General features: G+C 44.2%; 20 protein-coding genes and 1 pseudogene. 8 read left to right on the top strand and 13 right to left on the bottom strand.

What is annotated here, in order from left to right:
* Positions 1 to 111: 111 nt before the first annotated feature.
* The 5 genes and pseudogenes from urtE to urtA form a co-directional block, all read right to left on the bottom strand.
* Positions 112 to 810 (bottom strand): urea ABC transporter ATP-binding subunit UrtE, encoded by a 699-nt coding sequence (gene urtE, locus CXF60_RS11760; protein ID WP_057761967.1) that lies wholly within the window; start codon positions 808 to 810, stop codon positions 112 to 114.
* A gap of 78 nt (positions 811 to 888) precedes the next feature.
* Positions 889 to 1,644, bottom strand: a pseudogene (gene urtD, locus CXF60_RS11755) (urea ABC transporter ATP-binding protein UrtD); the annotation flags it as partial.
* 98 nt (positions 1,645 to 1,742) lie between these two features.
* Complete coding sequence (urtC, locus tag CXF60_RS11750) at positions 1,743 to 2,813, bottom strand: urea ABC transporter permease subunit UrtC (RefSeq protein WP_102092086.1); 1,071 nt, start codon at positions 2,811 to 2,813, stop codon at positions 1,743 to 1,745.
* A 10-nt stretch (positions 2,814 to 2,823) separates the two neighbouring features.
* Entirely contained in the window at positions 2,824 to 4,650 is a 1,827-nt protein-coding gene (gene urtB / locus CXF60_RS11745; RefSeq protein WP_416376884.1) for an urea ABC transporter permease subunit UrtB, read from the bottom strand.
* Between the two features lie 228 nt (positions 4,651 to 4,878).
* Positions 4,879 to 6,183, bottom strand: coding sequence for an urea ABC transporter substrate-binding protein (gene urtA, locus CXF60_RS11740; protein ID WP_102092144.1), 1,305 nt, complete (start codon positions 6,181 to 6,183; stop codon positions 4,879 to 4,881).
* Between the two features lie 460 nt (positions 6,184 to 6,643).
* On the opposite strand from urtA, the gene CXF60_RS11735 reads away from it, so the two are divergent.
* Positions 6,644 to 8,296: a DUF4139 domain-containing protein gene (locus CXF60_RS11735; RefSeq protein ID WP_102092085.1), complete on the top strand. Its 1,653-nt coding sequence runs from the start codon at positions 6,644 to 6,646 to the stop codon at positions 8,294 to 8,296.
* A 108-nt stretch (positions 8,297 to 8,404) separates the two neighbouring features.
* On the top strand, positions 8,405 to 9,232 hold the full coding sequence (locus CXF60_RS11730) for an NRDE family protein (RefSeq protein WP_102092084.1): 828 nt from the start codon (positions 8,405 to 8,407) through the stop codon (positions 9,230 to 9,232).
* A gap of 92 nt (positions 9,233 to 9,324) precedes the next feature.
* On the opposite strand, the gene CXF60_RS11725 is transcribed toward CXF60_RS11730, so the two are convergent.
* Positions 9,325 to 9,843, bottom strand: a complete 519-nt coding sequence (locus CXF60_RS11725) for an RNA pyrophosphohydrolase (protein WP_057761956.1) — start codon at positions 9,841 to 9,843, stop codon at positions 9,325 to 9,327.
* Between the two features lie 475 nt (positions 9,844 to 10,318).
* Here CXF60_RS11725 and CXF60_RS11720 point away from each other — a divergent pair, with 475 nt between their 5' ends.
* Together CXF60_RS11720 and CXF60_RS11715 are read left to right on the top strand one after the other, a co-directional pair.
* Positions 10,319 to 10,732, top strand: coding sequence for an OsmC family protein (locus tag CXF60_RS11720; RefSeq protein ID WP_102092083.1), 414 nt, complete (start codon positions 10,319 to 10,321; stop codon positions 10,730 to 10,732).
* An 11-nt stretch (positions 10,733 to 10,743) separates the two neighbouring features.
* Complete coding sequence (locus CXF60_RS11715; protein ID WP_416376883.1) at positions 10,744 to 11,172, top strand: MAPEG family protein; 429 nt, start codon at positions 10,744 to 10,746, stop codon at positions 11,170 to 11,172.
* 217 nt (positions 11,173 to 11,389) lie between these two features.
* Here CXF60_RS11715 and CXF60_RS11710 read toward each other — a convergent pair whose 3' ends face one another.
* From CXF60_RS11710 to CXF60_RS11680, 7 genes are all read right to left on the bottom strand, one after another.
* A complete protein-coding gene (locus CXF60_RS11710) occupies positions 11,390 to 12,424 on the bottom strand; it encodes a tRNA dihydrouridine synthase (protein WP_102092082.1) in 1,035 nt (344 codons plus the stop codon).
* 73 nt (positions 12,425 to 12,497) lie between these two features.
* The gene (locus CXF60_RS11705) at positions 12,498 to 13,997 is read right to left on the bottom strand and encodes a UvrD-helicase domain-containing protein (RefSeq protein WP_057761950.1); all 1,500 of its coding nucleotides are present in this window, start codon (positions 13,995 to 13,997) and stop codon (positions 12,498 to 12,500) included.
* Positions 13,998 to 14,213: 216 nt separating this feature from the next.
* Positions 14,214 to 15,116 (bottom strand): twin-arginine translocase subunit TatC, encoded by a 903-nt coding sequence (gene tatC, locus CXF60_RS11700; protein WP_102092081.1) that lies wholly within the window; start codon positions 15,114 to 15,116, stop codon positions 14,214 to 14,216.
* The gene (gene tatB, locus CXF60_RS11695) at positions 15,116 to 15,826 is read right to left on the bottom strand and encodes a Sec-independent protein translocase protein TatB (RefSeq protein ID WP_102092080.1); all 711 of its coding nucleotides are present in this window, start codon (positions 15,824 to 15,826) and stop codon (positions 15,116 to 15,118) included. Before tatB ends, tatC begins: the two co-directional genes overlap by 1 nt.
* A gap of 26 nt (positions 15,827 to 15,852) precedes the next feature.
* Positions 15,853 to 16,092: a Sec-independent protein translocase subunit TatA gene (tatA, locus tag CXF60_RS11690; protein ID WP_057761945.1), complete on the bottom strand. Its 240-nt coding sequence runs from the start codon at positions 16,090 to 16,092 to the stop codon at positions 15,853 to 15,855.
* Between the two features lie 218 nt (positions 16,093 to 16,310).
* Positions 16,311 to 17,171 carry a bifunctional phosphoribosyl-AMP cyclohydrolase/phosphoribosyl-ATP diphosphatase HisIE gene (hisIE, locus tag CXF60_RS11685; protein WP_102092079.1) on the bottom strand — a complete coding sequence of 287 codons (861 nt, stop codon included), beginning with the start codon at positions 17,169 to 17,171 and terminating at the stop codon, positions 16,311 to 16,313.
* A gap of 189 nt (positions 17,172 to 17,360) precedes the next feature.
* Positions 17,361 to 17,804 carry an acyl-CoA thioesterase gene (locus CXF60_RS11680; protein WP_102092078.1) on the bottom strand — a complete coding sequence of 148 codons (444 nt, stop codon included), beginning with the start codon at positions 17,802 to 17,804 and terminating at the stop codon, positions 17,361 to 17,363.
* A 444-nt stretch (positions 17,805 to 18,248) separates the two neighbouring features.
* On the opposite strand from CXF60_RS11680, the gene rpmI reads away from it, so the two are divergent.
* The 4 genes from rpmI to pheT all read left to right on the top strand — a co-directional run bounded on the left by rpmI (position 18,249) and on the right by pheT (position 22,893).
* Entirely contained in the window at positions 18,249 to 18,446 is a 198-nt protein-coding gene (gene rpmI, locus CXF60_RS11675) for a 50S ribosomal protein L35 (protein WP_057761939.1), read from the top strand.
* A gap of 119 nt (positions 18,447 to 18,565) precedes the next feature.
* A complete protein-coding gene (gene rplT / locus CXF60_RS11670; RefSeq protein WP_011281252.1) occupies positions 18,566 to 18,922 on the top strand; it encodes a 50S ribosomal protein L20 in 357 nt (118 codons plus the stop codon).
* Between the two features lie 327 nt (positions 18,923 to 19,249).
* Positions 19,250 to 20,305 carry a phenylalanine--tRNA ligase subunit alpha gene (gene pheS, locus CXF60_RS11665; RefSeq protein WP_101204929.1) on the top strand — a complete coding sequence of 352 codons (1,056 nt, stop codon included), beginning with the start codon at positions 19,250 to 19,252 and terminating at the stop codon, positions 20,303 to 20,305.
* Positions 20,306 to 20,493: 188 nt separating this feature from the next.
* Positions 20,494 to 22,893, top strand: coding sequence for a phenylalanine--tRNA ligase subunit beta (gene pheT, locus CXF60_RS11660; RefSeq protein WP_102092077.1), 2,400 nt, complete (start codon positions 20,494 to 20,496; stop codon positions 22,891 to 22,893).
* Positions 22,894 to 22,922 lie beyond the last annotated feature (29 nt).

Below are 22,922 nucleotides of genomic sequence, written 5' to 3'. Positions count from 1 at the left end.
TCGTGATGATATGTAATCTTGGTAGCTATTAGCTTGAGATGAAAGTGCTATTTTTAGCATTATCGAGCGTTCACTACCAATTTGTATTATTACATCTATTATTAAAAGAAATTAGATGGCGACCAGATCTTGTACTTTGTTTTCGACCATCGTATCGCCTGCGCCTTGTGAGACTACCTTGCCGCGTGATAGTACCGTGTAATTGTCAGCAAGCTCTTCGGCAAACTCATAGAATTGCTCAACCAGTACAATGGCCATGTCACCTTTATCCGCTAGGTCACGCAGGACTCGGCCAATGTCTTTAATGATAGAGGGCTGAATACCTTCAGTTGGCTCGTCCAAAATTAACACAGTCGGTTCGGAGGCTAAGGCGCGTGCAATGGCAAGTTGCTGCTGCTGACCACCAGACAAATCACCACCGCGCCGATGCTTCATCTCATCGAGTACGGGGAAAATATCGTATAAATGCTTGGGTACATGTTTGGCCTTACTGCGTGAAAACTTTGCCATACCAATTAATATGTTCTCTTCTACCGTCAGTGTCGAAAAAATATCGCGTCCTTGTGGTACATAAGCTAAACCTGCTCGTACCCGTTGCTCTGGAGACATCTTGCTGATGTCTTTATCATTAAGCAAAATCTCTCCTGATTTAATCGGTAGTATCCCCATCAGGCACTTAAGTAGCGTAGTTTTGCCCACGCCATTACGTCCAAGTACCACGCTGCAAGCGCCTACAGGCGCTGTAAACGAGACGTCTCGTAAAATATGACTGCCGCCGTAATACTGGTTGATATCGTTCACTTGTAACATGGCTGTCTCCTAAACTCTAAAACTTTTCTAATATTTCAAAGGGAATATTCGTTTGGCTCGTCCAGACAATTTGTTCAGCTATCGACCTAAGTAGGACTCAATCACTGCTTCATTGGCTTGCACTTCAGCTAACGTACCTTCGGCCAAAATAGCCCCTTGTGCCAATACCGTGACTTTTTCACTGATGGCATCGATAAAGGTCATGTCATGTTCGACCACTACTAAGGTATGGTTCTTTTTAAGGCGTAGACACAGCTCGGCGGTATGTTCTGTTTCAGCATCGGTCATACCTGCTACAGGCTCATCAAGCAAAATTAGCTTGGGGCTTTGCATCAACAGCATGCCAATCTCTAACCACTGTTTTTGCCCATGTGAGAGCAAACCAGCAGGTTTGTTGATTTTGTCAGTCAGGCGAATTTGCTGTAGGGTCCCGTCGAGGGTATCGCGAGTATCGGCATTGAGTTTGTTAAATAAGCTTTTAACCACACGTTTGTCTTTTGGCGCAGCAAGTAACAGATTATCCATGACGGTAAAATTTTCAAAGACAGTAGGTTTTTGAAACTTACGGCCGATACCCGCTTCAGCGATTTGTTCGGTAGATAAGCTGGCAAGGTTATGAGTCTGACCAAAAAACACGCTGCCTTCCGTAGGACGGGTTTTACCTGTAATGACATCCATTAGTGTGGTTTTGCCAGCGCCGTTGGGGCCGATGATACAGCGTAGCTCACCTTCTTCGATATATAGAGACAGGTTGTTGAGTGCGCGAAACGAATCGAACCAGACACTCACATCTTCTAAGTACAGAGCAATACCATGGCTAAAGTCGACGCCTGATGTTTTGGGATGACTGAGGCCGTCACGTCCATCAGTATGATCATATTCAGAAAGCGCTTTGGTCGATTGCTCAGTCGTTGACGGTTTATCATTTAGCATTATTTTTTCTCCTTTTTGAAGCGATCGAACAAGCCCATAATGCCATTGGGTAAAAACAACGTCACGACGACGAATAGTCCGCCTAATATCAATAGCCAAAACTCAGGGTAGGCTACCGTAAAGTAGGTTTTTACAGCGTTCACCACACCAGTACCTAAAATCGCGCCAATTAAGCTTCCTCTACCACCAGTCGCTACCCAGACGGCTATCTCAATTGAGTTCACTGGGTTCATCTCACTCGGATTGATAATACCTACTTGTGGCACGTATAGCGCACCTGCGACACCAGCGATGACAGCGGATAATACCCAAGCGGATAGCTTGTACCATAGCGTACGGTAGCCCAAATACTGCAGGCGGTTTTCGCTATCACGAATCGCACCAAGTACTCGCCCATAAGGTTGGTTCATTAAATGACGCAGACCCATATAAGAGACTAACAATGCTAAGGCCGTGACAAAACACAGCATTGAACGAGTAGAGGCAGCGGTAATGTCGTAGCCGAGTAAGGTGGTAAAACCAGTAAAGCCATTGTTACCGCCGAAGCCTGTCTCATTACGGAAGAACAGCAAGGCTGCTGCATAGACCATGGCTTGAGTAATGATAGAAAAATAAACGCCTTTAATTTTTGAGCGAAAGGCAAAGAAACCAAAGAGAAAAGCAACCAAACCAGGCGCTAATACAACCAGTACGACTGCCCACCAAAAATGCTGCGTGCCAGCCCAATACCATGGCATCTCAGTCCAGCTCAAAAATCGCATAAAATCAGGAAGCGCGTCGCCAGCAGTCTCACGTGTTAGGTACATGCCAAACGCATAACCACCCAAAGCAAAGTACAGGCCATGTCCCAAGCTCAAAATGCCGGCATAGCCCCAGACGAGATCTAGTGCCAAAGCCACCATGGCTAAAGCCATAACTTTGCCAATCAGGGTAATCCAGTAGGCTGAAAGGTGAAAGGCTGAGGTCTCTGGCATCAGATGTAGCCAAGGAAGTATGAGTAGTACGGCAAAACATACCCCAATTAAAACAGCACTACGCGGCGTATCAGACAGTAATTTGGTCAGTATCATAGAAGTCTCCTTATTCGACAAAGCGGCCTTTGAGTGCAAATAAACCTTGTGGCCGTTTCTGAATAAACAGAATCACAAGAACCAACAACAAAATCTTTGCCAATACCGCACCGATACCAATCTCAAGTACCGTGCCACTCACACCAAGTCCTAAGGCGGCCAATACTGCGCCCCATACTTGTCCGACACCGCCAACGACGACGACCAAAAACGTATCAATGATATAGGTTTGACCCAGATCAGGACCCACGTTGCCGACTTGGGCAAGGGCGCAGCCAGCCATACCAGCTAGCCCAGAGCCCAAACCAAATGCCATCATATCGATACGTGCAGAAGGAATACCGACAGCACGTGCCATTTGGCGATTTTGGGTAACGGCTCGTATAAACAAACCAAAGCGGGTTTTGTTAAGTAAGTAAACCAAGAGTGCCACGACGATGACGGTAAAACCAATAATGGCAATACGGTTGTAAGGCAGTACCAAACTTGATGACACCTGATATGCGCCGCTGAGCCACGCCACGTTACTGACTTCAACGTTTTGCGCACCAAAAATCATCCGTACTAATTGCATCAAAATCAGACTGACGCCAAAGGTTGCCAGTAAGGTCTCTAGCTCGCGACCATATAATGGGCGAATCACGATACGTTCAATAATCATACCGATGATAGCACTGACTAAAAACGCAGCTGGAATAGCAGCAAGCAAATACCAACCTGCCATATCTGGCATATAAGCCTGAAAGAAGTTTTGCACCATATAAGTGGTATAAGCGCCAATCATGATTAGCTCACCGTGCGCCATATTAATAACGCCAAGCAGACCAAAGGTAATCGCGAGACCAAGTGCGGCGAGCAGTAAAATACTGGCGGTACTCATACCAGTGAAGATATGACCCGTCCATGTGCTGATTTCAATACGACGTGACACGCTAGATTCAGCATCGATAAGTGCAGCTTTGAGCGAGGCATCTAAGCCATCAGCCGCGAGGGCAGACTCGATATCGACCAAAACTTGTGGGTTATCACTATCTGCAAGTAGATTGACCGCTGCAATCTGAGTGGGCAGGTCACCGTTTTTGAAATCAATACGAGCTTGTAGTGCCGTTAGTGCTTTTTTAACTTTAGCATTGTCTTCGTTTGCTGCTGCGGTCGTGATAATGGCTGGATCTACTTGGTCAATATTGTCGGCCAAAATATCAACTGCTTGTAGTCGCTGTGCAGGTTTTTCAGATGCTAGCTTGACCTTAGCTTGTCCAAAAATGAGCGCCGAGCGCAGCGCATTGGTCAAGGTGATTTGTGATAAATCACTTGGCCAATCGTCAGTCTCTTTTTTATCAGGATAAGTAAACAGCTGATCTTCTTTATTCAATAAATACGTTTGCCCACCGTTGCCTTGATATAGCTCATCATTGGCAATAAATTCAACCAAACTATCTAAACTCTCAACGGATCCTGGCCAATCACTTAGCATAGCTTGACGCTTACTAAAATCACCTGCCACGAATTGTTGAATGGCATCACCTGAGCTTGTAGTTGCTGTTGAAATATTTGAGGTGCTGGCTTGAGTAGAAGTGGCTACGTTGACAGGTGTGAGCAAAGATTGCTCACTATGAGCGGTATCCGTATCGTGGTCATGTATCTGACCATTATGATCCGCATACGCTGTGGTGGTGAAAGTTGTTATGCATAATGCCATCAATGTAAGTAATCGCAGAGGCGCATAAATTGAAAAACGAGCCGCATGCTGCATGACTTCACTGGCTGATGCTTGTGGGTTATTTCCATTTTTGGACGATGTTTGCCCTACAAACGGGCGTAAAGTATGGTGCTGCATGTGCGGCTCCCTGTTTTTCACAGACAACAAACCCTTAGCCACTACTGCTTAGCGTACTAAGCGATAGAAGTATTGATAAGGTTTGGCGTTATTTAAAAGTTAAGAATAAGTGTTGAAAACAACTGTGAAAAATAGGCGTTAGGAATATTGTTGGTGTCGTTTATCCATCCGCCTACTATTCAATTACTATCCACGTGCTTTTCAGTACCGCTTTATTTGTAGAACGAGTTATTTAGGAATGTACTCGCTCCATGGCTGGGCTTGGATAACTTCTGGCGTTTTGAAAATCGTATCAAACTGTCCGTCGGCACGAATTTGACCAATCATGACAGGCTTCCATAGGTGATGGTTTTCTTCATCCATTTTTAGCGTGTAGCCAGAAGGTGCGTCGAACGTTTGTCCCGCCATGCTAATACGTACTTTATCGACATCAGTCGTACCGGCTTTTTCGACAGCTTGCTTCCACATGTTGATACCGACATAAGTCGCTTCCATTGGATCATTGGTCACGACTTTTTCAGCATTCGGTAGTTTTTGGTCCAATGCATACTGCTTATAGCGTTTGGTGAAGGCACTGTTGGTTGGGTTTTTGATCGACATAAAGTAGTTCCACGCCGCCAAATGCCCTTGTAGCAGACTGGTATCGATACCGCGTAGCTCTTCTTCACCGACAGAGAATGCCATGACTGGAATGTCTGACGCTTTGATACCTTGGTTCGCTAGTTCACGATAGAACGGAACGTTTGAATCGCCATTGATGGTCGAGATAACCGCGGTCTTTTTGCCCGTTGAGAACTTTTTAACGTTAGATACGATGGTTTGGTAGTTGCTAAAACCAAATGGCGTGTACTCTTCCATGATGTCTGCATCAGCCACGCCTTTTGATTTCAAAAATGCCTTTAAAATCTGGTTGGTGGTGCGTGGATAAACGTAATCAGTACCTAACAACACAAAGCGCTCTGCACCGCCGCCTTCTTCACTCATCAAGTACTCTACTGCCGGAATAGCTTGCTGATTTGGTGCCGCACCAGTATAAAAGATGTTTTCTGACTGCTCTTGTCCTTCGTACTGTACTGGATAGAACATCAACCCGTTCAACTCTTCAACCACTGGCAACACGGATTTGCGTGATACCGATGTCCAACCACCAAAGATGACATCTACTTTGTCTTGAGTGAGCAGCTGACGGGCTTTTTCGGCAAACAATGGCCAATCAGAAGCAGGGTCGACGACTACTGGTTCTAGTTGCTTACCGAGTACACCGCCATTGGCATTGATCTCATCAATGGTCATGAGTGCCGTGTCTTTTAGAGAAGTTTCAGAGATGGCCATGGTGCCAGATAGCGAATGTAAGATGCCCACTTTGATCGTGTCGCCATCAGCGGCAGGGGTAGTCGTTGTCTCTGTATTTGTTTCGGCTGTTGTCTCTGTGGCTGTCGCGGTTTCGGCAGGCTTTTGACAGCCAGCGAGACTCAAGCTACCAACGACAGCAATCGCTAATAATGAGAAGCGTGATTTGATTTTGCCGTGCATATGAGTCTCAACAAATTGAGGATTGGCTAAAGTTGGTAACGAAAACATGGACATCTCCTAAATAAACACAAAAGATAAAATATGGCTCCTGAACACTTATTAAGAGTTCAAGTTCCGTGCCAAGTTAAAAAAGCCAATAATCGAGTAATAATTGAGCAATAATTAGGTTCTGATTAATATATTCATTAATTTAGTGCAGGATGGCTAATAAACTGCACCATAAAGGGGAGATGAACAAAAAAATGGTGCAATACAGAAAACCAAATTTTTAAAATTGAAGAGCTACCATATTAAGAGATTTATCGATAAGGCGATTTTTACTAAAAATGCTGTCTGCCAAAAGCATTTATTGCTAAAGACCTGTAAAACGGCTACGGTAATATCTCTAAGATAGTTGCTATTTTGCGCGTTGAGCCAATGCGTGACTGCCATGAGGGATTTTACTGCTAAGGAATGATGTATGAACGCACAATTAACAGAGTCATCTGTCTCAACAGGCCATGGCAGCGTATTGCCGCCGCTTAATCAAATGACTAGATTTGCTATCCTGCCATTTGTACTTAGTAGTAGTGCCATTTTGGGATTGTCTTCGGCACAAGCGGCCACCAGTAGTGTTGAGCAAGTGACTATTTATCAAGGGCTTGCCAGCGTGACACGGGCGTTGCCGATTACAGGTAGCGGTGAGCAAACCGTTGTATTTTCGTGCTTGTCACCACAAATGGACAAAGAAAGCCTGAGCGTACAGGCGACAGGTAGTGTCAACGTTGGGGAAGTCAGTATCGAAGAGCTGACAGGTGAGCAGGCAGTCCAGTGCCAATATCAAGGTGATGCCAAGGTACAGACGCAGCAAAATACCCTAGCCAATATCAATGCTGAATTAGAGGCGGCACGGTTAGCAAAAGCTTATTTGCAGAATTTGACCAAAGCCACGCAAGTCAATACGGATAGTACGATTGCCAATAATGCGCGTGATATAGAGTCTCAAGCGACCAGTATTAACCAAAGAATTTTAGAGATTCAACAGCGGCAAGCGCGTGCGCAAGACGCACTGAATCAACTGATGGCAGGCAGCGCGACATCGACCTTTAACAAGGTGACACAGGTGAGTGTACGTACGGCAAGCCGCTCGCCAAGTAGCGTTAAGTTGCATTATCAAGTGCAAGGTGCAGGTTGGGAACCTGCGTATCAAGCTCGCCTAAACACAAACAGTGAGCAGTTAAGTATCACAGCTTCTGCGATTATTGCTCAGCAAACTGGCGAGAACTGGACAAACGTACCACTGACACTCAGCACCGTGAACCCCAATCAAAGTACGACAGGGCAACTGCCATATGTACAGCGTCTGTCATTGTATGAAGAGAGCGAAGATGCTCGAGTAAGACGTGAGCTACCTATGATGGATACTTCTCCTGTTATGATGGAAGAGCCTGCTTATAACAAAGGAGCAGGGGCAGCTATGGCACCGTTACCTAATTTCACGGTCAGTAGCCAAAATAAAAATGGCATTATCGAGTATCGTTTACCGCAGTTGGTCAGTATTCCAAGTGACGGGAGACGGGTACGCACAGTGATTGGGGAGCAGGCAGGTAATAGTAAGCTCTGGATTCGCAGTACGCCAAGTGTTAAGACTGCTGCCTACTGGTATGCGTCAGCGCCGTTTTTGACGCCGGACTGGGTTGATGGTTCGCTACAGTTGTACCGTGATGACAACTATGTAGGTCAGTCACGTTATAATTATCAAATGCTAAAAGAGCAGGGGATTGGATTTGGTCGTGATTCAAATATGTTCGTAAAAGAGCTGACCAATGAAGATAAGCAAGGTGAAAAAGGTGTGCTAAACCGTACGCAAACACTGACGACCACCAAGGCCTATCAATTTACCAATCAGCACAATCGCAACGTACGCTTGCAAGTACTGGGCAGTGAACCTATCAGTCGTGACGATAGTTTAAAAGTTGCGGTGACGCATACGCCGCCTGTAACTGAGCGAGATTGGAATGACAATCAAGGCATGGTAGCGTGGGAATTTAACTTACCAAGTAAGCAATCACAAGTAATACGTTCAACCTCCCAGATTAGTTATCCTGCCAATAAATTACTGACTGGCAATTAATAATTACTATCTATAAAAGCTACCTTATCAATAGGTAAAGTCTGAAATAATATCTTTGCCTCTATTAAGAATTACCCGCATAACGAAAATTATTATAAAAGGAAAGCTATGTGTATTGTCGCTATTGCTTGGCAATTATTTGATGAGTTACCACTGGTACTACTGTCTAATCGTGATGAGTTTTTGCAGCGCCCAACTGAGCCGCTCCACCAGTGGTCTGACCAACCTATCTATGCTGGACGCGATAAACAAAGCGGTGGTACGTGGTTAGGCATTCATCAGCAAGTGTCACCAGCGCAGAGTCCAGAGTATTATGAACAAAATGGGCGTTGGGCTGCGGTATTGAACTTTCGTGACGGTGTACAGGCAAGCAGTGATGAGCGCTCACGTGGCGCGCTGGTCACTGAATTCTTGACAGGGACTCTAAGTCCGATGGATTTTGCACGGCAGATTGATTTGCAAGATTATGCGGGCTTTAACCTGATCATTGGTGACGCTGCGCAAGCTGTGATCGTTAATAATCGTGGCCATGCACCCACGCCATTATACTCAGGTCTGTATGTTATCTCTAATGGACAACCAGAGGACAGCTGGTTTAAGACAGAGTGGTTGCGCGGGCGACTACGTCAAGAAGTGCTGCCATTGATTGCAGAGGATAGCTCACCTGCGTACTGGCAAGAGGCGGCTTTCAATGTCTTGTCAGATAGTACCAAAGCACCAGAAGACAAACTGCCTGTTACTGGCGTGGCATTTGAAGTAGAGCAGATGTTATCGTCTGTTTATATTGAACCCGTCGCTTTTGGCGATACTGAAACTAGCAAACCTACTTATGGTACCCGCACTCAAAGCCTCTTAACGTTGCGCAAAGAAAGAGATACGGGTGCAAACTACACGGCTAATATTATTAGCCGAGAGTTTGATAGTCATTCAAAGTGACCGTTAATAGATAATAAAAAAAACACCCACGGTAATTGCTAACATTCTAGCTATTATCGTGGGTGTTTTGCATTGTACTATTGAGTGACTCATTACATAAGCAGATGATTATTTTGCTCAGGAATGATCAGCTCTTGCTTCAGAGGGAGTTCGCGTACCAATTCTTGCAAGGCACGACGATAAACGCCTCGTTTAAAGTGGATTACTTGTCCGAGTGGATACCAGTAGCTGACCCATTGCCAATGGTCAAATTCAGGTTTCCCTTCATCAAAGCGGATATGTTGAGTATTTGGCTCATCTAAGCGTAGCAAAAACCATTTTTGTTTTTGCCCAATACATAAGGGATGCTGACCATGACGTACATAACGTTTTGGCAAACGATAGCGCAACCAGTCTTGCGTGACTGCCAATAAGTCTACGTGACGCGGATGTAAGCCGACCTCTTCCCAGAGCTCGCGATACATTGCATCCATCGGCGTCTCCCCGCGGTCGATACCACCCTGCGGAAATTGCCAAGCGTTGTGACCAATACGTTTTGCCCACAGAACCTGCCCTTGTGTATTTGCCAAGATGATGCCGACGTTGGCGCGAAAGCCGTCTGCATCTATCATGACTAAACCTTTTAATTTGTTTAAAAATAGCTTGTTTTGACTTGAAACCGTGACAGCAATCGTAATTATTATAAGGTGATTGTTATCGATATTCGCTCAAAACAAGATTCATTACCGTTATTAAACCAAGAAACAAGCAAAATGTGTAACAGTATTTTGCTATAAAATGTTTCACGAGTTTTACCTTTTAAAATCAACTATTTATAAGCAAACTTTTGTAGGTTTTTATACAGTATTTTTAGGCAAGTGTCGAAGAGTAGTAATAGGCGGATGGACATACGATTATTCAGTAAACTATCGAACTCCACTATTCCGATATGTATAAAGTGATAAAAGTACAGATTTCACTGGTGAGTTAGCAGCAAAACAATGAGCCTATAAAATCTTGCTTTGGCTTATGCTACACTAGCTGGGCAATATATTATTCACACAATAATAATAGGCAATACGCCATTTAAAATAAGGAACATCTACAATGTCAGAATCAAAAGCAAGCGTCATATGGCAAGAGAAAAAAGCTTTTATGGGTGTGTCACCATCAGGACATAATGTACAAATCGATGCTGATAAAGAGAAAGGCTCAAGCCCAATGGAGCTGATTTTGCTAGGACTAGGTGGTTGCGCCAGTTATGATGTCGTAGAGATTTTACAAAAATCACGCCAAGCAGTGACGGATGTACGTTGTGAGCTAACCGCCCAGCGCGCTGAAACCGTACCAGCGGTCTATACCGATATTCATATGCATTTCGTTGTCACTGGTCAAGATGTCAAAGAAAAACAAGTCGAAAAAGCTATCCAGTTATCAGCAGAAAAATACTGTTCTGCCAGCCGTATGCTAGTAGCAGGTGGGGTCAATATCACCCATGATTTCGAAGTGGTTGCAGGCTAGGGACTTATATAATGATAAGTGCATTCTTTGAGTTGGTAACTGATAAAGTGGCGTCTGCCATTTTGGCCATGGTGGTAGCAAGCCTACTACCATGGGCGGTGTCAATCGTTGCAAAAGTATCTGGTGGCTTTAGAATCAGAAATAATGCACATCCTCGCGAATTTTTTCAAAATGCGACAGGCATGGCAGCACGTGCTAATGCAGCACAACAAAACAGTTATGAAACCTTGCCAGTGTTTTTGGCGGCGGTGATAGTTGCTATGCTGTTCTTTGTACCGCAGTCGATTATCAACGTATTGGCTTGGCTGTATGTGATGATACGAATTGGTTTTTGTGTGGCATATATTACTAACTTGGCAATGTTCCGCTCTATCCTCTGGGTATTATCAATAGCCTGCTGTCTGATGCTATTTTATTTAGCGATACGAGTCAGCGTCTAGGGCATGCCCTCAATTCAAATGACAGTTATTTAAACGGATTAAAAATGGCTAAATTTTGCCAAACAGCGTCAAATCGCTTGCTAGTATCTCGATATTATCTACGCTATTTTTCTCGTTTAACGGCAATTTATCTCATTTTTATCTCCATTTTTGAAATGAGGACACACCCTAGTAAAAATACCCGTAACTGCCAAAACGCTCAAATACAAGCAGGTGATTAATCTCGTACACTTGCTTGTAGGGCGCTAATAATCACCGCTTTATTTTTTTCTCGTTTGATACTTTCCCATACTGTTTGCGCCTCAGCATAGCCTTTGGTGAGCATCCCTAACCACTGTTTATAACGCCCAACCAATACCACATCGTTCTTTGCCTCACCTTCCAAAAACTTAATTTGATGGGCGATCAAATCTTGCCATAACAATGTAGCCGTATTCTCTACGCTATCAGTACTGTTTTTAGTATCATTATCAACCTGTGCCACTAAATCAGGACGCGTTACTGCGCCGCGACCTAACATCAAATGCGGTGTACCTGCTTGTGTCATACAGTTCTGCGCATGTTCAATGTTCCAAATTTCTCCATTGGCAATGACTGGAATATCGAGCGCATTAAAACTCTGAATTTTATCCCAATAGGCAGGCGGCTTATAGCCTTGGGTTTTAGTGCGTGCATGGATGGTGAGCCAATCAGCGCCACTGTCGTTAATCGCTCCACGAATATCATCCATTCGACTGGTGTCGGTATAGCCCAGACGAATCTTAGCTGATACTGGTATATGGGCGGGAACGGCTTGGCGTACGGCACTGATAATCTGATACATGGTTTCAGGTTCATCTAACAATACAGAACCACCGCGATGGCTATTGACCGTTTTTGCAGGACAGCCAAAGTTGATATCGATAGCAGGCGCACCAAGCTCACAAGCGTACGCGGCGTTTTCGGCCATAAGCTGTGCTTCGCTACCCAAAATCTGTACATGAATGGGCGTACCAGAGGCTGTTTTGGCATCATGATGTAGCTCAGGCACATATTTATAAAACACATGTGCAGGCAAGACGTGCTGAGTGATACGGATAAATTCGCTAACCGACCAATCATAAGGACGATCCAAGTCAGACGCAATTTGGGTTAAGATTTGGCGCATTAATGGATCGGTCAAGCCTTCCATAGGCGCGAGCAAACGCACGGGAGTCGCAAATAACTGATTAATGGTATTTTGACGCGTTTGAAGTTGTTGGTTATTATTCATGCTGGTGATTCACTGCTAAAGGGTCACTATGAGAGATTGAATAAAACTTGAGGCTGACAAAGGTGGAGGGTAATTAAGTATTACCAAAAATCACTTTTTTGCCCGTCTGTAATCCTGATATCAAGTCTTTAATATTGTGAATATCCAAATTGCTTTGCGCACGCGTGCAAGCAACATAAAGCAAACGCAGCTCTTCTGGACTGATCTTGACTGCATTGGTTGTCACATCGTAGTAAAAATCATCATCTAGTTGTACTTTTCCCCATTCAAGCCCTTTGGCTTTATGAGCAGTAGAGATGACATAGTCAGCGTTTTCAATGCTAGTCAGACTATTGACCGCTTGGCTTAGTACATTAGTACCATGGTCATCGACCAGTTTGACCAGTGTTTTGAGGTCGCTACCCTCATTGGTTTCGGCGTACTCTTGCACATCACCCCAATTATAAAAATAAGCCAGCTCAGGTACACCGTAAGCCGATTTACCATTTTTTAAGTTTTCGGCTGCCTGACAGAATTTGAGCATACGGTCGGTATCCGCTTGTAGCGCCACGCGATGCCCGTGTTTTAATCCTGTCAACAGTTGCGACATGGCAGCAGCATTGGTACGGCACAAAATAGCATCTTTCTTACTGTGTACCATGCCCTTATCGGTAGAGGATTGCTTGTTTGGATTACCCTTTAGCGGTACGTCTTCTTGTAGCGCTTTTAATAAGGTATTGGCCACTTCTGCAATCGGCTCGCCAAAGCGAAAAGACTGTGTCAATAATGTCTGCGGTAGCGGCAGTTTTTTCATCGCATTGACCGCACCGCGCCATTCATAAATCTGCTGGTGTGCATCGCCCACATAGATGACTTGTCTCGACTGCTGAGTCAAGATACCCATCATCAAGGGATCGGCATCTTGGGCTTCATCAAATAAGATAAAGTCCGCTGGAATACTGGGCTTAGACAACGCCCAAAGCTTGAGATAAATATCATGGCCAATACCAGCAGGGTGACGCGCATCAATCGACTGTAACCAGCGCTGCTCAACAGCGGGGTAGAGCATCTCGCGCAGCTGCTCTGCATCTGAGTCATCGAGCCAACTTGGGAAGAGTATGTGCCTTGGCGCAGGGTAGCTGGCATGCGTGCTGCAAAAATTACTTACCGCATCGCTGACGAACCGAGACAATCGTGCGGGTGTCAGCGTAATGTATTTATTAACCCCATCCATTTGTCGACGTACTTGTACAGGCTGTAGTCCTAAATCATCACCGAGACGCTTAGGTGAAAATCGTGGCAAAGATAGCTTGGCGGTAATATCACGAGCAACATGACGATAAGCTAATGAGTGAAAAGTACGACACTCTACATGCGGCGGAAACTTTGAACGAGCATCATTGGCAATCGCTTTGTTAAAAGCCAGATATAGTCCGCGTCCACGTAAGCGCTCACCGATTAGCTTGAGCGTCGTTGTCTTACCGGCGCCCGCATAAGCGACCACTTTAAACGACTTGTGATCCATCGCCATATTCAGCGCGCTCAGCTGCTCGTCAGTGGGATCGCTCATATAAGCTGGCATAGATGCGGACATAATAAAGCTACCTAAATACAAAAATTGATTAAAAACAAAAGGGGCAAAAAAAGCCACTGGGTAAACAATGGCTTATAGATGATGGTGATGCTAAAACGTGATAATAAGCAATCAGCTTACTAATGAGGCAAGAATAAAACGGTGTAATGGTAGTTTAACGCATAGCTATATGTAATCAATAACTTTATTTTAGTCCAGATTAGACTGATAAGTGTTTTATTCTTTGTCTGTCGATACGAGAGTAGGACTGGGCTCTTCTTTGATTAGAATCTTCGCCAAAAACAAACCAAGCTCAAACAATAACCACATCGGAATCGCCAACATGAGCATCGATACGCCATCTGGCGGCGTGACAACGGCAGCCACAGCAAAACAGCCCACAATGATATAACGACGTTTTTCTTCTAAGCTCTGAATGGAGACAATACCTGCCAATATCAATAGCAAAGTAACGACTGGAATCTCAAACGTTAAGCCAAATACCATAAATAGTTTTAAGGCAAAACTGAGATAGCTATCGATATCCGTCATGGGTAGTACGTTTTGCGGGGCAAACATAATGAAGAACTTTAAGACCCCTTTGAGCACAATAAAGTAAGAAAAAGCCACGCCAGCATAAAACAAAAATATAGAGGATAGCAGCACTGGAATAGCGATTTTCTTTTCTTTTTTATACAGACCGGGCGCTACAAATGACCAAATTTGATAAAGAATGTAGGGCATCGCCAAAAACGCGGCTACGAATACGGTCAGACGTATCGGTGCCATAAAGTTTGACGTGATATCGGTGGCAATCATGGTCGAATTGGCAGGTAACTGTGCAACTAATGGGTCAGACAATAAGTTATATAGCTCGCGCGAATAACCGACCAAACCTAAAAATATTATCAGTACTGCCACACATATTTTGATCAAATGCCGACGCAGCTCAATCAAATGCTCGGTAATAGGCATATCAGCCAAAGGGCTTAACACATCATCTGATTTTTTATCTTGAGTGGTACTGGTTTTTGTTCCAGTATCTTTATTAAAGGCATCTTGATCGATGACATTTGGGTCAGTAACGGCAGAAACAGCGATTTTCTCTTGACGACTTTTTTTGCGCTTGAATAATGACATCAATCAGTCTCCTGCTTATGGTCAGAAGTCTGCATGTTGGCAGGACTGTTGAGTAGAGCGTCCGCTTTATAGTTTGGCACATATGGCGGCATTGGGAGCCGACGTGCTTTGTCATAAGCACCAAGTCGAAACCACATGTTTTCCCATGGACGGGTAGTGATGGTCTGAACAACTGGCGCTGCCTTGGCGTTGTCACCTATATTTGCATCACCTACATTTGCATCATCCACATCGTCACCGCTGTGACCGCGCTTCGATAAGTGACCATTTTCTAATGTATCTGGCTGCTCTTCAGTGGCATAAGCATAGTCGAATGCTTTTGGCGTGGCTGGTTGCTGCTTTTGTGTGCGGTTATTTTTATGAGCTTCGTCACCCTTACTATTTTCAGCATTCGTAGATGCTTCAGAAGCTATCGAAGCAGGACTATGTGAGCTTTCAAAAGCTTTCATATTGCCGCGCATTTCAGCCATTTCACGCCTCATTTCGGCTTCAGTCTGGCGAATTTTGGCGAGCTCTTTCTGCATTTGCTGACGTGTCTCAGCCAAGTCAAGCTCAGCCTCTATTTCAGACTGCAATGTTGAGACTGTACGGCGAATTTTGGCATACCATTGCCCAGCCGTGCGTGCTGCCTGTGGCAGTTTTTCTGGGCCCAGTACGATTAGGGCGATAACGCCAAAGAGGAGTAGTTCAGAAAACCCGATATCAAACATAATGGTCCGATGTCACTGTTTAGATGCTATACGTTATGCTTATCATCAACCTTGGTGGTTGAGCGCTCTTCAGTGTGTGCCGTTGCATCGTGGTCAAGAACCGCGTGTTTTTTGGCATGCTCTGTATTTTCATCTTTAACAGCTTCTTTAAAGCCTTTGACAGCACCGCCCAAATCTTTACCAGCATTTCTGAGTTTTGAGGTGCCAAACACGACAACGACAACGACCAATAGTATCAGCCAATGTGTAATAGAAAAACTACCCATAATGGTATCCTTGTGACTTGGTTTTGTGACCTGATTTTGTGACTTGGTTTTCAGTCTTTATACGCCTGCTTTTAGTTTGCAAAAGGGTCTATCTAGCAAACAAAAAGCATCGACATATAATGCGAGATAAAACAGAGCTATATTATAACCTGCACTTATTACAAATAGGTGAAAGCAACAATAATCCAATAAAATAGACGTTTATTTTTTATTTAGGCTTATCTAGCGGCTTTTTCATCGATACCTGATAACCCAAAACGTCTGCCTAGCTCATTTAACACGGCATCCGACTCTATATCAAACCATGCCAGTCCAACCAAGGTATGGAACCAGACATCGGCGACTTCATAGATCAGCTCATGACGCGCTTCATCGTAGCTTGCTTTGTCTGTACTCTCATCGCAGTTAGCAAAATCTTTGGCAGCGATGATACTCTCTGTGCTCTCTTCACCGACTTTTTCTAATATCTTATTTAATCCTTTAGCATACAGACTGGCCACATAAGAGCTGTCGGCATCGGCTTGTTTGCGCTCTGCTAATACGCTATCAAGCTGCTGCAATACAGAGGCTTTATCGACTTGCGCTTGAGCAATATCAGATTGTGATTGAGACATATCAGTAGAGTCAGTATTCGCGCCCGTGTTTTCCGTTTCATAAGTGTCGTTAGTAGATTTATGAGAATGATAAATATCTGCAGGGTCTTTTAGCACTTTATCGACGGTCTGCCATTCAGGCGTTTGACCTGATAAATCCAACCGTTGATAAAAGCAAGACTCACGTCCTGTATGGCAAGCAATGCCGCCAGCCTGAGTGACACTAAGCACAATCACATCTGCATCACAGTCTAGACGAATATCATGTACGGTTTGCGTATGGCCTGATGACTCACCTTTATGCCACAGCTTGGCTCGCGAGCGCGAAAAATAAACCGCTGTCTGTGTTTGTGCAGTGAGCTGTAATGCTTCTGCATTCATCCACGCCATCATCAAAATACGACCTGTTTGATGATCTTGAGCAATTGCAGGAATCAAACCATCATCATTAAAAGTTACGGCAGTCAGCCAAGCAGGTAAAGTCATAATGTATTTGTCGTCTTATAGGTAGAAAGTGAAAAAGAGTGATAAGCAATTATACTACTTATGATTAAAGCGGGGAGATTATCTGAAATGCTCTGCAATATGCTGACAGCTAGCAACATCATGTCAACTAAATGCGCCATAGAGTGCAATTATGCTAAATGAACAGCATACTATTTATAACAAGCGATTCTACAGTCTAAATAAATGCGGATATAGCGCTTCTTTGATTGAGTTATCAAGCTTAGTCACTTTGTTGAGGTTAAAGTCGTAACCTAGAAAATGCTGGCGCGCTTTTGCTACTATCTCGCCCGTGTGCATCCGCGCGACTTTTAGGATTATATTACCGCCATTATCATATATAGGCTCGACACCCACTTCAAATAATAGCTCTTCTCGTACGCGGATACGGCTCACAATATCTAGCTGCAATTTATCAATAATCAAGCCTTGATGGTCTGCGTTGATTTCTTTGATACCTCTAGCGTATAGAAATCTTAGCCGTGCTTCGGACAATAGCGCTGTCAGAGATTCTACCGTCATATGCTGTCCTGCGTCGGCTTCCGTATGACGTACACGCATCACTGTCTCAAAAACAAACAAGTCGTCGTCGAATACTAACTCTTGTTTTGACACACTATCTCCTAGAGTGATGGCCAAAGATTGTTCTATTTATCATGCCGTAGGTTATCAGCACTGTTATTGTTATCGTCGTTATGACTGTGCATTCTAGCTTAAATATTCATGGTAAATAAGGTGGTTTTAATAGTGTTGATATGAAGATATAGCTCAGTCTCTACTTAAGCACAGCTTAGGCTGACATTCAATCTATTTGGATAAAAATCAGCCATTTTATTGGTGCTTTTAGGAGAGCTGCTATCGCTTATCTGATGCTGATTACTTGTCTATATTGTCTACTAAAACCTCGCCAAAACTTTACTTGGCAAAACAAGGCACTATCTGCTAAAATAGCGCCTCCCACCTCGAGGCAAATAGAGGTTTAGTGGTTATTTATATAACGATTATTCAGTGTGACTATTTGACGACCAGGTTCTAAAACAGAAAAAGAGGCAAATCATCATGAAAGTTAAGATGAAAACCAGAAGCGGCGCAGCTAAACGCTTCAAAAAAACAGCGAATGGCTTCAAGCGTAAGCAAGCATTCAAAAGCCATATTTTGACCAAGAAATCAGCTAAGCGTATTCGCCAATTGCGTGGTCTTAAGTTGGTGCACAAGTCTGACGAAGCAGCAGTTCGTCGTATGTGCCCATACATTTAATAGCCTACCGTCATCTATCTTTGATTGAAAATATTTGACTTTGCAATCTGACAATGATGTTTGTTATTTGACAGCATCATCACTCGCTTAACAGTGATTAAAAAATCTTGGAGTAAATTATGGCCCGTGTAAAACGTGGTGTACAGGCAAATCGCCGTCACAAAAAAATCTTAAAGCGCGCAAAAGGCTACTACGGTGCCCGTTCACGTGTTTACCGCGTAGCGGTACAGGCAGTGACCAAAGCTGGTCAATATGCTTATCGTGACCGTCGCAACAAGAAACGTACTTTCCGTCGTCTTTGGATCGCACGTATCAATGCTGGTGCACGCTTAAACGGCTTAAGCTATAGCCGCTTCATCAATGGCATGAAAAAAGCAAACATCGCAATCGATCGTCGCGTTCTAGCAGACATCGCTATGCATGATGCAGCGACTTTCACAGCATTGGTCGAAAAAGCAAAAGCGGAATTGGCCTAAATATTAACCGTCCTTTAGGTATGATGCTTTTAAATAATTATTTATAAGCAATTGTCTAAATGGATAGGACTAATATTGATTAATAGTATGATATTAATAAAAGCTACCGCTGGTCGGTGGCTTTTTTTATATTAAATTATTTTAAGCGTGCTCTATATTGAACTTTGTAGAGTAAAAATACGCTTATCATCGTCTAAATATTCAAGCCATTCTTATAACCAGCCTTTATATTAATCTTTTATATAAACATAGCTGGATAAATGGTTTGCAATATCTGGTCAAATCCCTACAATTAATAGTCCGTTCAAATCAGGAATAATGCGTCTTATGACTAACCCTGCTGCCACCAACGACTTGTCGGCGCTACCGACCTTGTCTTCAGAGCTCAATGAGCTTAACGAAGCTCAGCTTACCGAATTTGCGAGTGCTGCTGAAGCTCTAATCCTACAAGTAACTGATGCGCGTACACTGCAAGATTTACGTGTGCAATTGACTGGTAAAAAGAGTCCGTTAACGGGCTGGTCAAAGCAAATGGGCAAGCTCGATGCTGATGATAAAAAAACTTATGGCGGCTGGTTGCATCAAGTGCGTAGTCGCATTCAGCAAGCATTAACCGATCAACAGCAACAACTAGAAGTCGCAGCGCTCAATGCCAAGTTGGAGGCCGAGAGTATTGATATTACTTTGCCTGCTCGCGGTGGTCAAAAAGGTCATCTGCATCCAGTAACTATGATTACTCAGCGTATGCAGCAGTACTTTATTCAAGCGGGTTTCAATGTCGCAACCGGTCCTGAAGTCGAGAGCGACTACTATAATTTTGAAGCGTTGAATATCCCGTCGCACCATCCTGCGCGCGCGATGCACGATACCTTTTATTTTGATGCGCATTATCTACTGCGTACGCATACCAGTCCTGTCCAGATTCGTACCATGGAAAAGAACGAACCGCCGATTCGCATCATTTGCCCAGGCCGTGTTTATCGTAATGATTCAGACCAAACTCATTCGCCGATGTTCCATCAGCTAGAAGGCCTTATGGTCACCGAGTCGAGCACTTTTGCTGAGCTAAAAGGTTTAATCAGTGAGTTTCTAGAAGCGTTCTTTGCCAAAGAGCTGACCGTACGTTTCCGTCCTTCGTTTTTCCCATTTACTGAGCCTTCTGCGGAAGTGGATATCTTAGACGATAACGGCAAATGGCTTGAAGTGATGGGCTGCGGCATGGTGCATCCACAAGTATTGACCAATTGCGGTATCGATAGCGACAAATACACAGGCTTTGCTTTTGGTATGGGTATCGAGCGCTTTGCAATGTTGTATTACGGTATTGATGACTTGCGCTTATTTTTCCAAAATGACGTGCGCTTCTTAAAGCAATTTGGCTAGAGTTTTCCTTATACCTATATAGTCAGTTTAAGTTATTTTAGATGCAAGGAAGGCGAGTGAAAGTGCTACAAATCGTAGACTGAGCGAGCCTGACGCTGTATCTAATTTATATAAGATTGACTATAGCAAGTGAATTCGCCAAGCTTCACTCCAACATCTTTATTATAAAATTCTGATCCGAGATATTTATGAAAATTAGCGAACAGTGGCTACGTCAGTGGGTAAACCCTACAAATACTAGCGAACAGTTAGCCGAACAGTTGACTATGGCAGGTCTTGAGATTGATGATCGCTATGCGGTTGCCCGTGCTTTTAGCGGTGTGGTTGTCGGTGAAGTCATCAGCGTTGAGCAGCATCCTGATGCAGATAAATTGCGTGTTACTCAGGTAAATATCGGTGACGCTGAGCCATTACAAATTGTCTGCGGCGCGCCTAATGTGACCGTCGGTATGAAAGCACCGGTAGCTACCGTTGGTGCGGTATTGCCAAGCGATGATAAGAAAGGGTTTAAAATCAAAAAGAGTAAGCTACGCGGTGTGGCCTCAAATGGCATGCTATGTGGCGCTTCTGAAATTGATTTAGTCGATGATATAGATGGTTTGCTTGAGCTGCCTGAAGATGCACCAGTTGGTACAGATATTCGTGAATATCTAGGTTTAGATAATCAAATATTGGATATCTCAATCACCCCAAACCGTGGTGATTGCTTTAGCGTACGTGGTATCGCTCGTGAAATATCTGTCATCAACGACTTACCTGTACAAACGCCAGAAATCTCGGCCAATACCGCTGGCACTGCCGCAACACCAGCTGTGACAGTCGATGCAAAGGAAGCGTGCCCTCGCTATCTGTTGCAGTCGATTCGCAATATTGATCGTAGCATCGATACTCCGAAATGGATGCAAGATGCGCTGGTACAATCAGGACTACGTTCACATAACTTCTTGGTCGATGTGACCAACTATGTATTGATGGAATTGGGTCAACCGTTACATGCGTTTGACGCAGACACGATCGAAGGTGATATCGTTGTACGTTTGGCACAGCCTGATGAAACCATCACTTTGTTAAATGAGCAAACCGTTACCTTGACCGGTGATGAACTTGTGATTGCTGATGACAAAGGTGTCTTGGCACTGGCTGGTATTATGGGTGGTCAGCGTAGCAGTGTCACTGATAGCACTACCAATATCGTTGTAGAAAGTGCTTTCTTTAATCAGCTAGCCATTGCTGCACGCGCACGTCGTTTTGGGTTACATACGGACGCATCACAGCGTTTTGAGCGTGGCGTCGACTTTGAATTGCCAGCATTGGCGTTGGCACGAGCTTGTGATTTAATCACCAGTATCACTGGCGGGGAAGCAGGTCAAATAGTCACGGCCGAAAACCTTGAGCATTTGCCAGCACGCGCACCGATTACATTGCCAATCGCGAAAGTTCGTGATGTCATTGGGATTGATATTGAACCAACTGAGATGGTACGTATCTTGACCCAATTGGGTTTTGACGTAGAGCAGCAGAGCGATTCACTGATTTGCAAGCCGCCATCTTATCGTTTTGATATGAGTATCCGCGAGGATTTAATCGAAGAGATTGCTCGTATCTATGGCTATGACAATATTCCAAGCGTCCTGCCACATTTGCAAGTCAGCATGGATTATGATGATACTGCAGATTTGACCCATGAGATGAAGCTCGCATTGGTCGACAACGGCTATATGGAAGCGATTAGCTTTAGCTTTAGTGATGCAAAACTAGAAGCATTGCTTGACGACGAAGCGCTAGGAGAGGTGTTGGCACTGGCAAACCCTATCTCTAGTGATTTAGCCGTTATGCGTCGTACCTTGCTATCGAGCCTATTGCCTTGCGTGCAATATAACTTGAATCGTCAGCAGCCACGTGTACGCTTCTTTGAGACAGGTCTTAGCTTTGTTGGACAAAGCATTAGTGACTTAGTACAAACGCCAAGTATCGCTTTAGTCGCAGTTGGTGATATATGGAGCGAGCAAGCTTATCAAAACCGCGCTTTAGATTTTTATGACCTAAAGCATGATATTGAGCAGCTATTACCAGCTCAAACAGATAGCGCACGTATCCGCTACGAGCGTAGTACGCTGAGCTTCCTGCATCCAGGACAAAGCGCTGAGTTATATATCGATGATATATATGTTGGTTGGTTGGGTCAGTTGCACCCAAATACTGCTAAGCAATTAGATCTGCCTACTACATGGGTCGCTCAATTGTCACTGGCACCGCTATTGACGACTGCACGTGAGCAGCATGCTATCACGACACCAAGCAAGTTCCCACAAGTACGCCGTGATATTGCTATCTTGGTAGACAGTGACATCAGTTTGCAGACACTAGAGACAACGGTGAGAACTGCGGCAGGCAATATGCTGACTGACCTTTGGTTATTTGATGTTTATCAAGGTGACAAAGTACCAGAAGGTCAGCGCTCACTAGCGTTTGCACTAATATGGCAAGATAGTACGCAAACGTTGTCTGACGAGGCCGTCAAGACTGCCACAGATAAAGTGGTACAAGCGCTAACTGACCAGCATTCTGTACAGCTGCGCGACAGCTAACATTTAGTAAGTATTATACCCAATGCTCT

Origin of the sequence: Psychrobacter sp. 4Bb (assembly GCF_002836735.1) — a bacterium.
Taxonomy (GTDB): domain Bacteria; phylum Pseudomonadota; class Gammaproteobacteria; order Pseudomonadales; family Moraxellaceae; genus Psychrobacter.
This window is presented reverse-complemented; position numbering and strand designations above follow the sequence as displayed.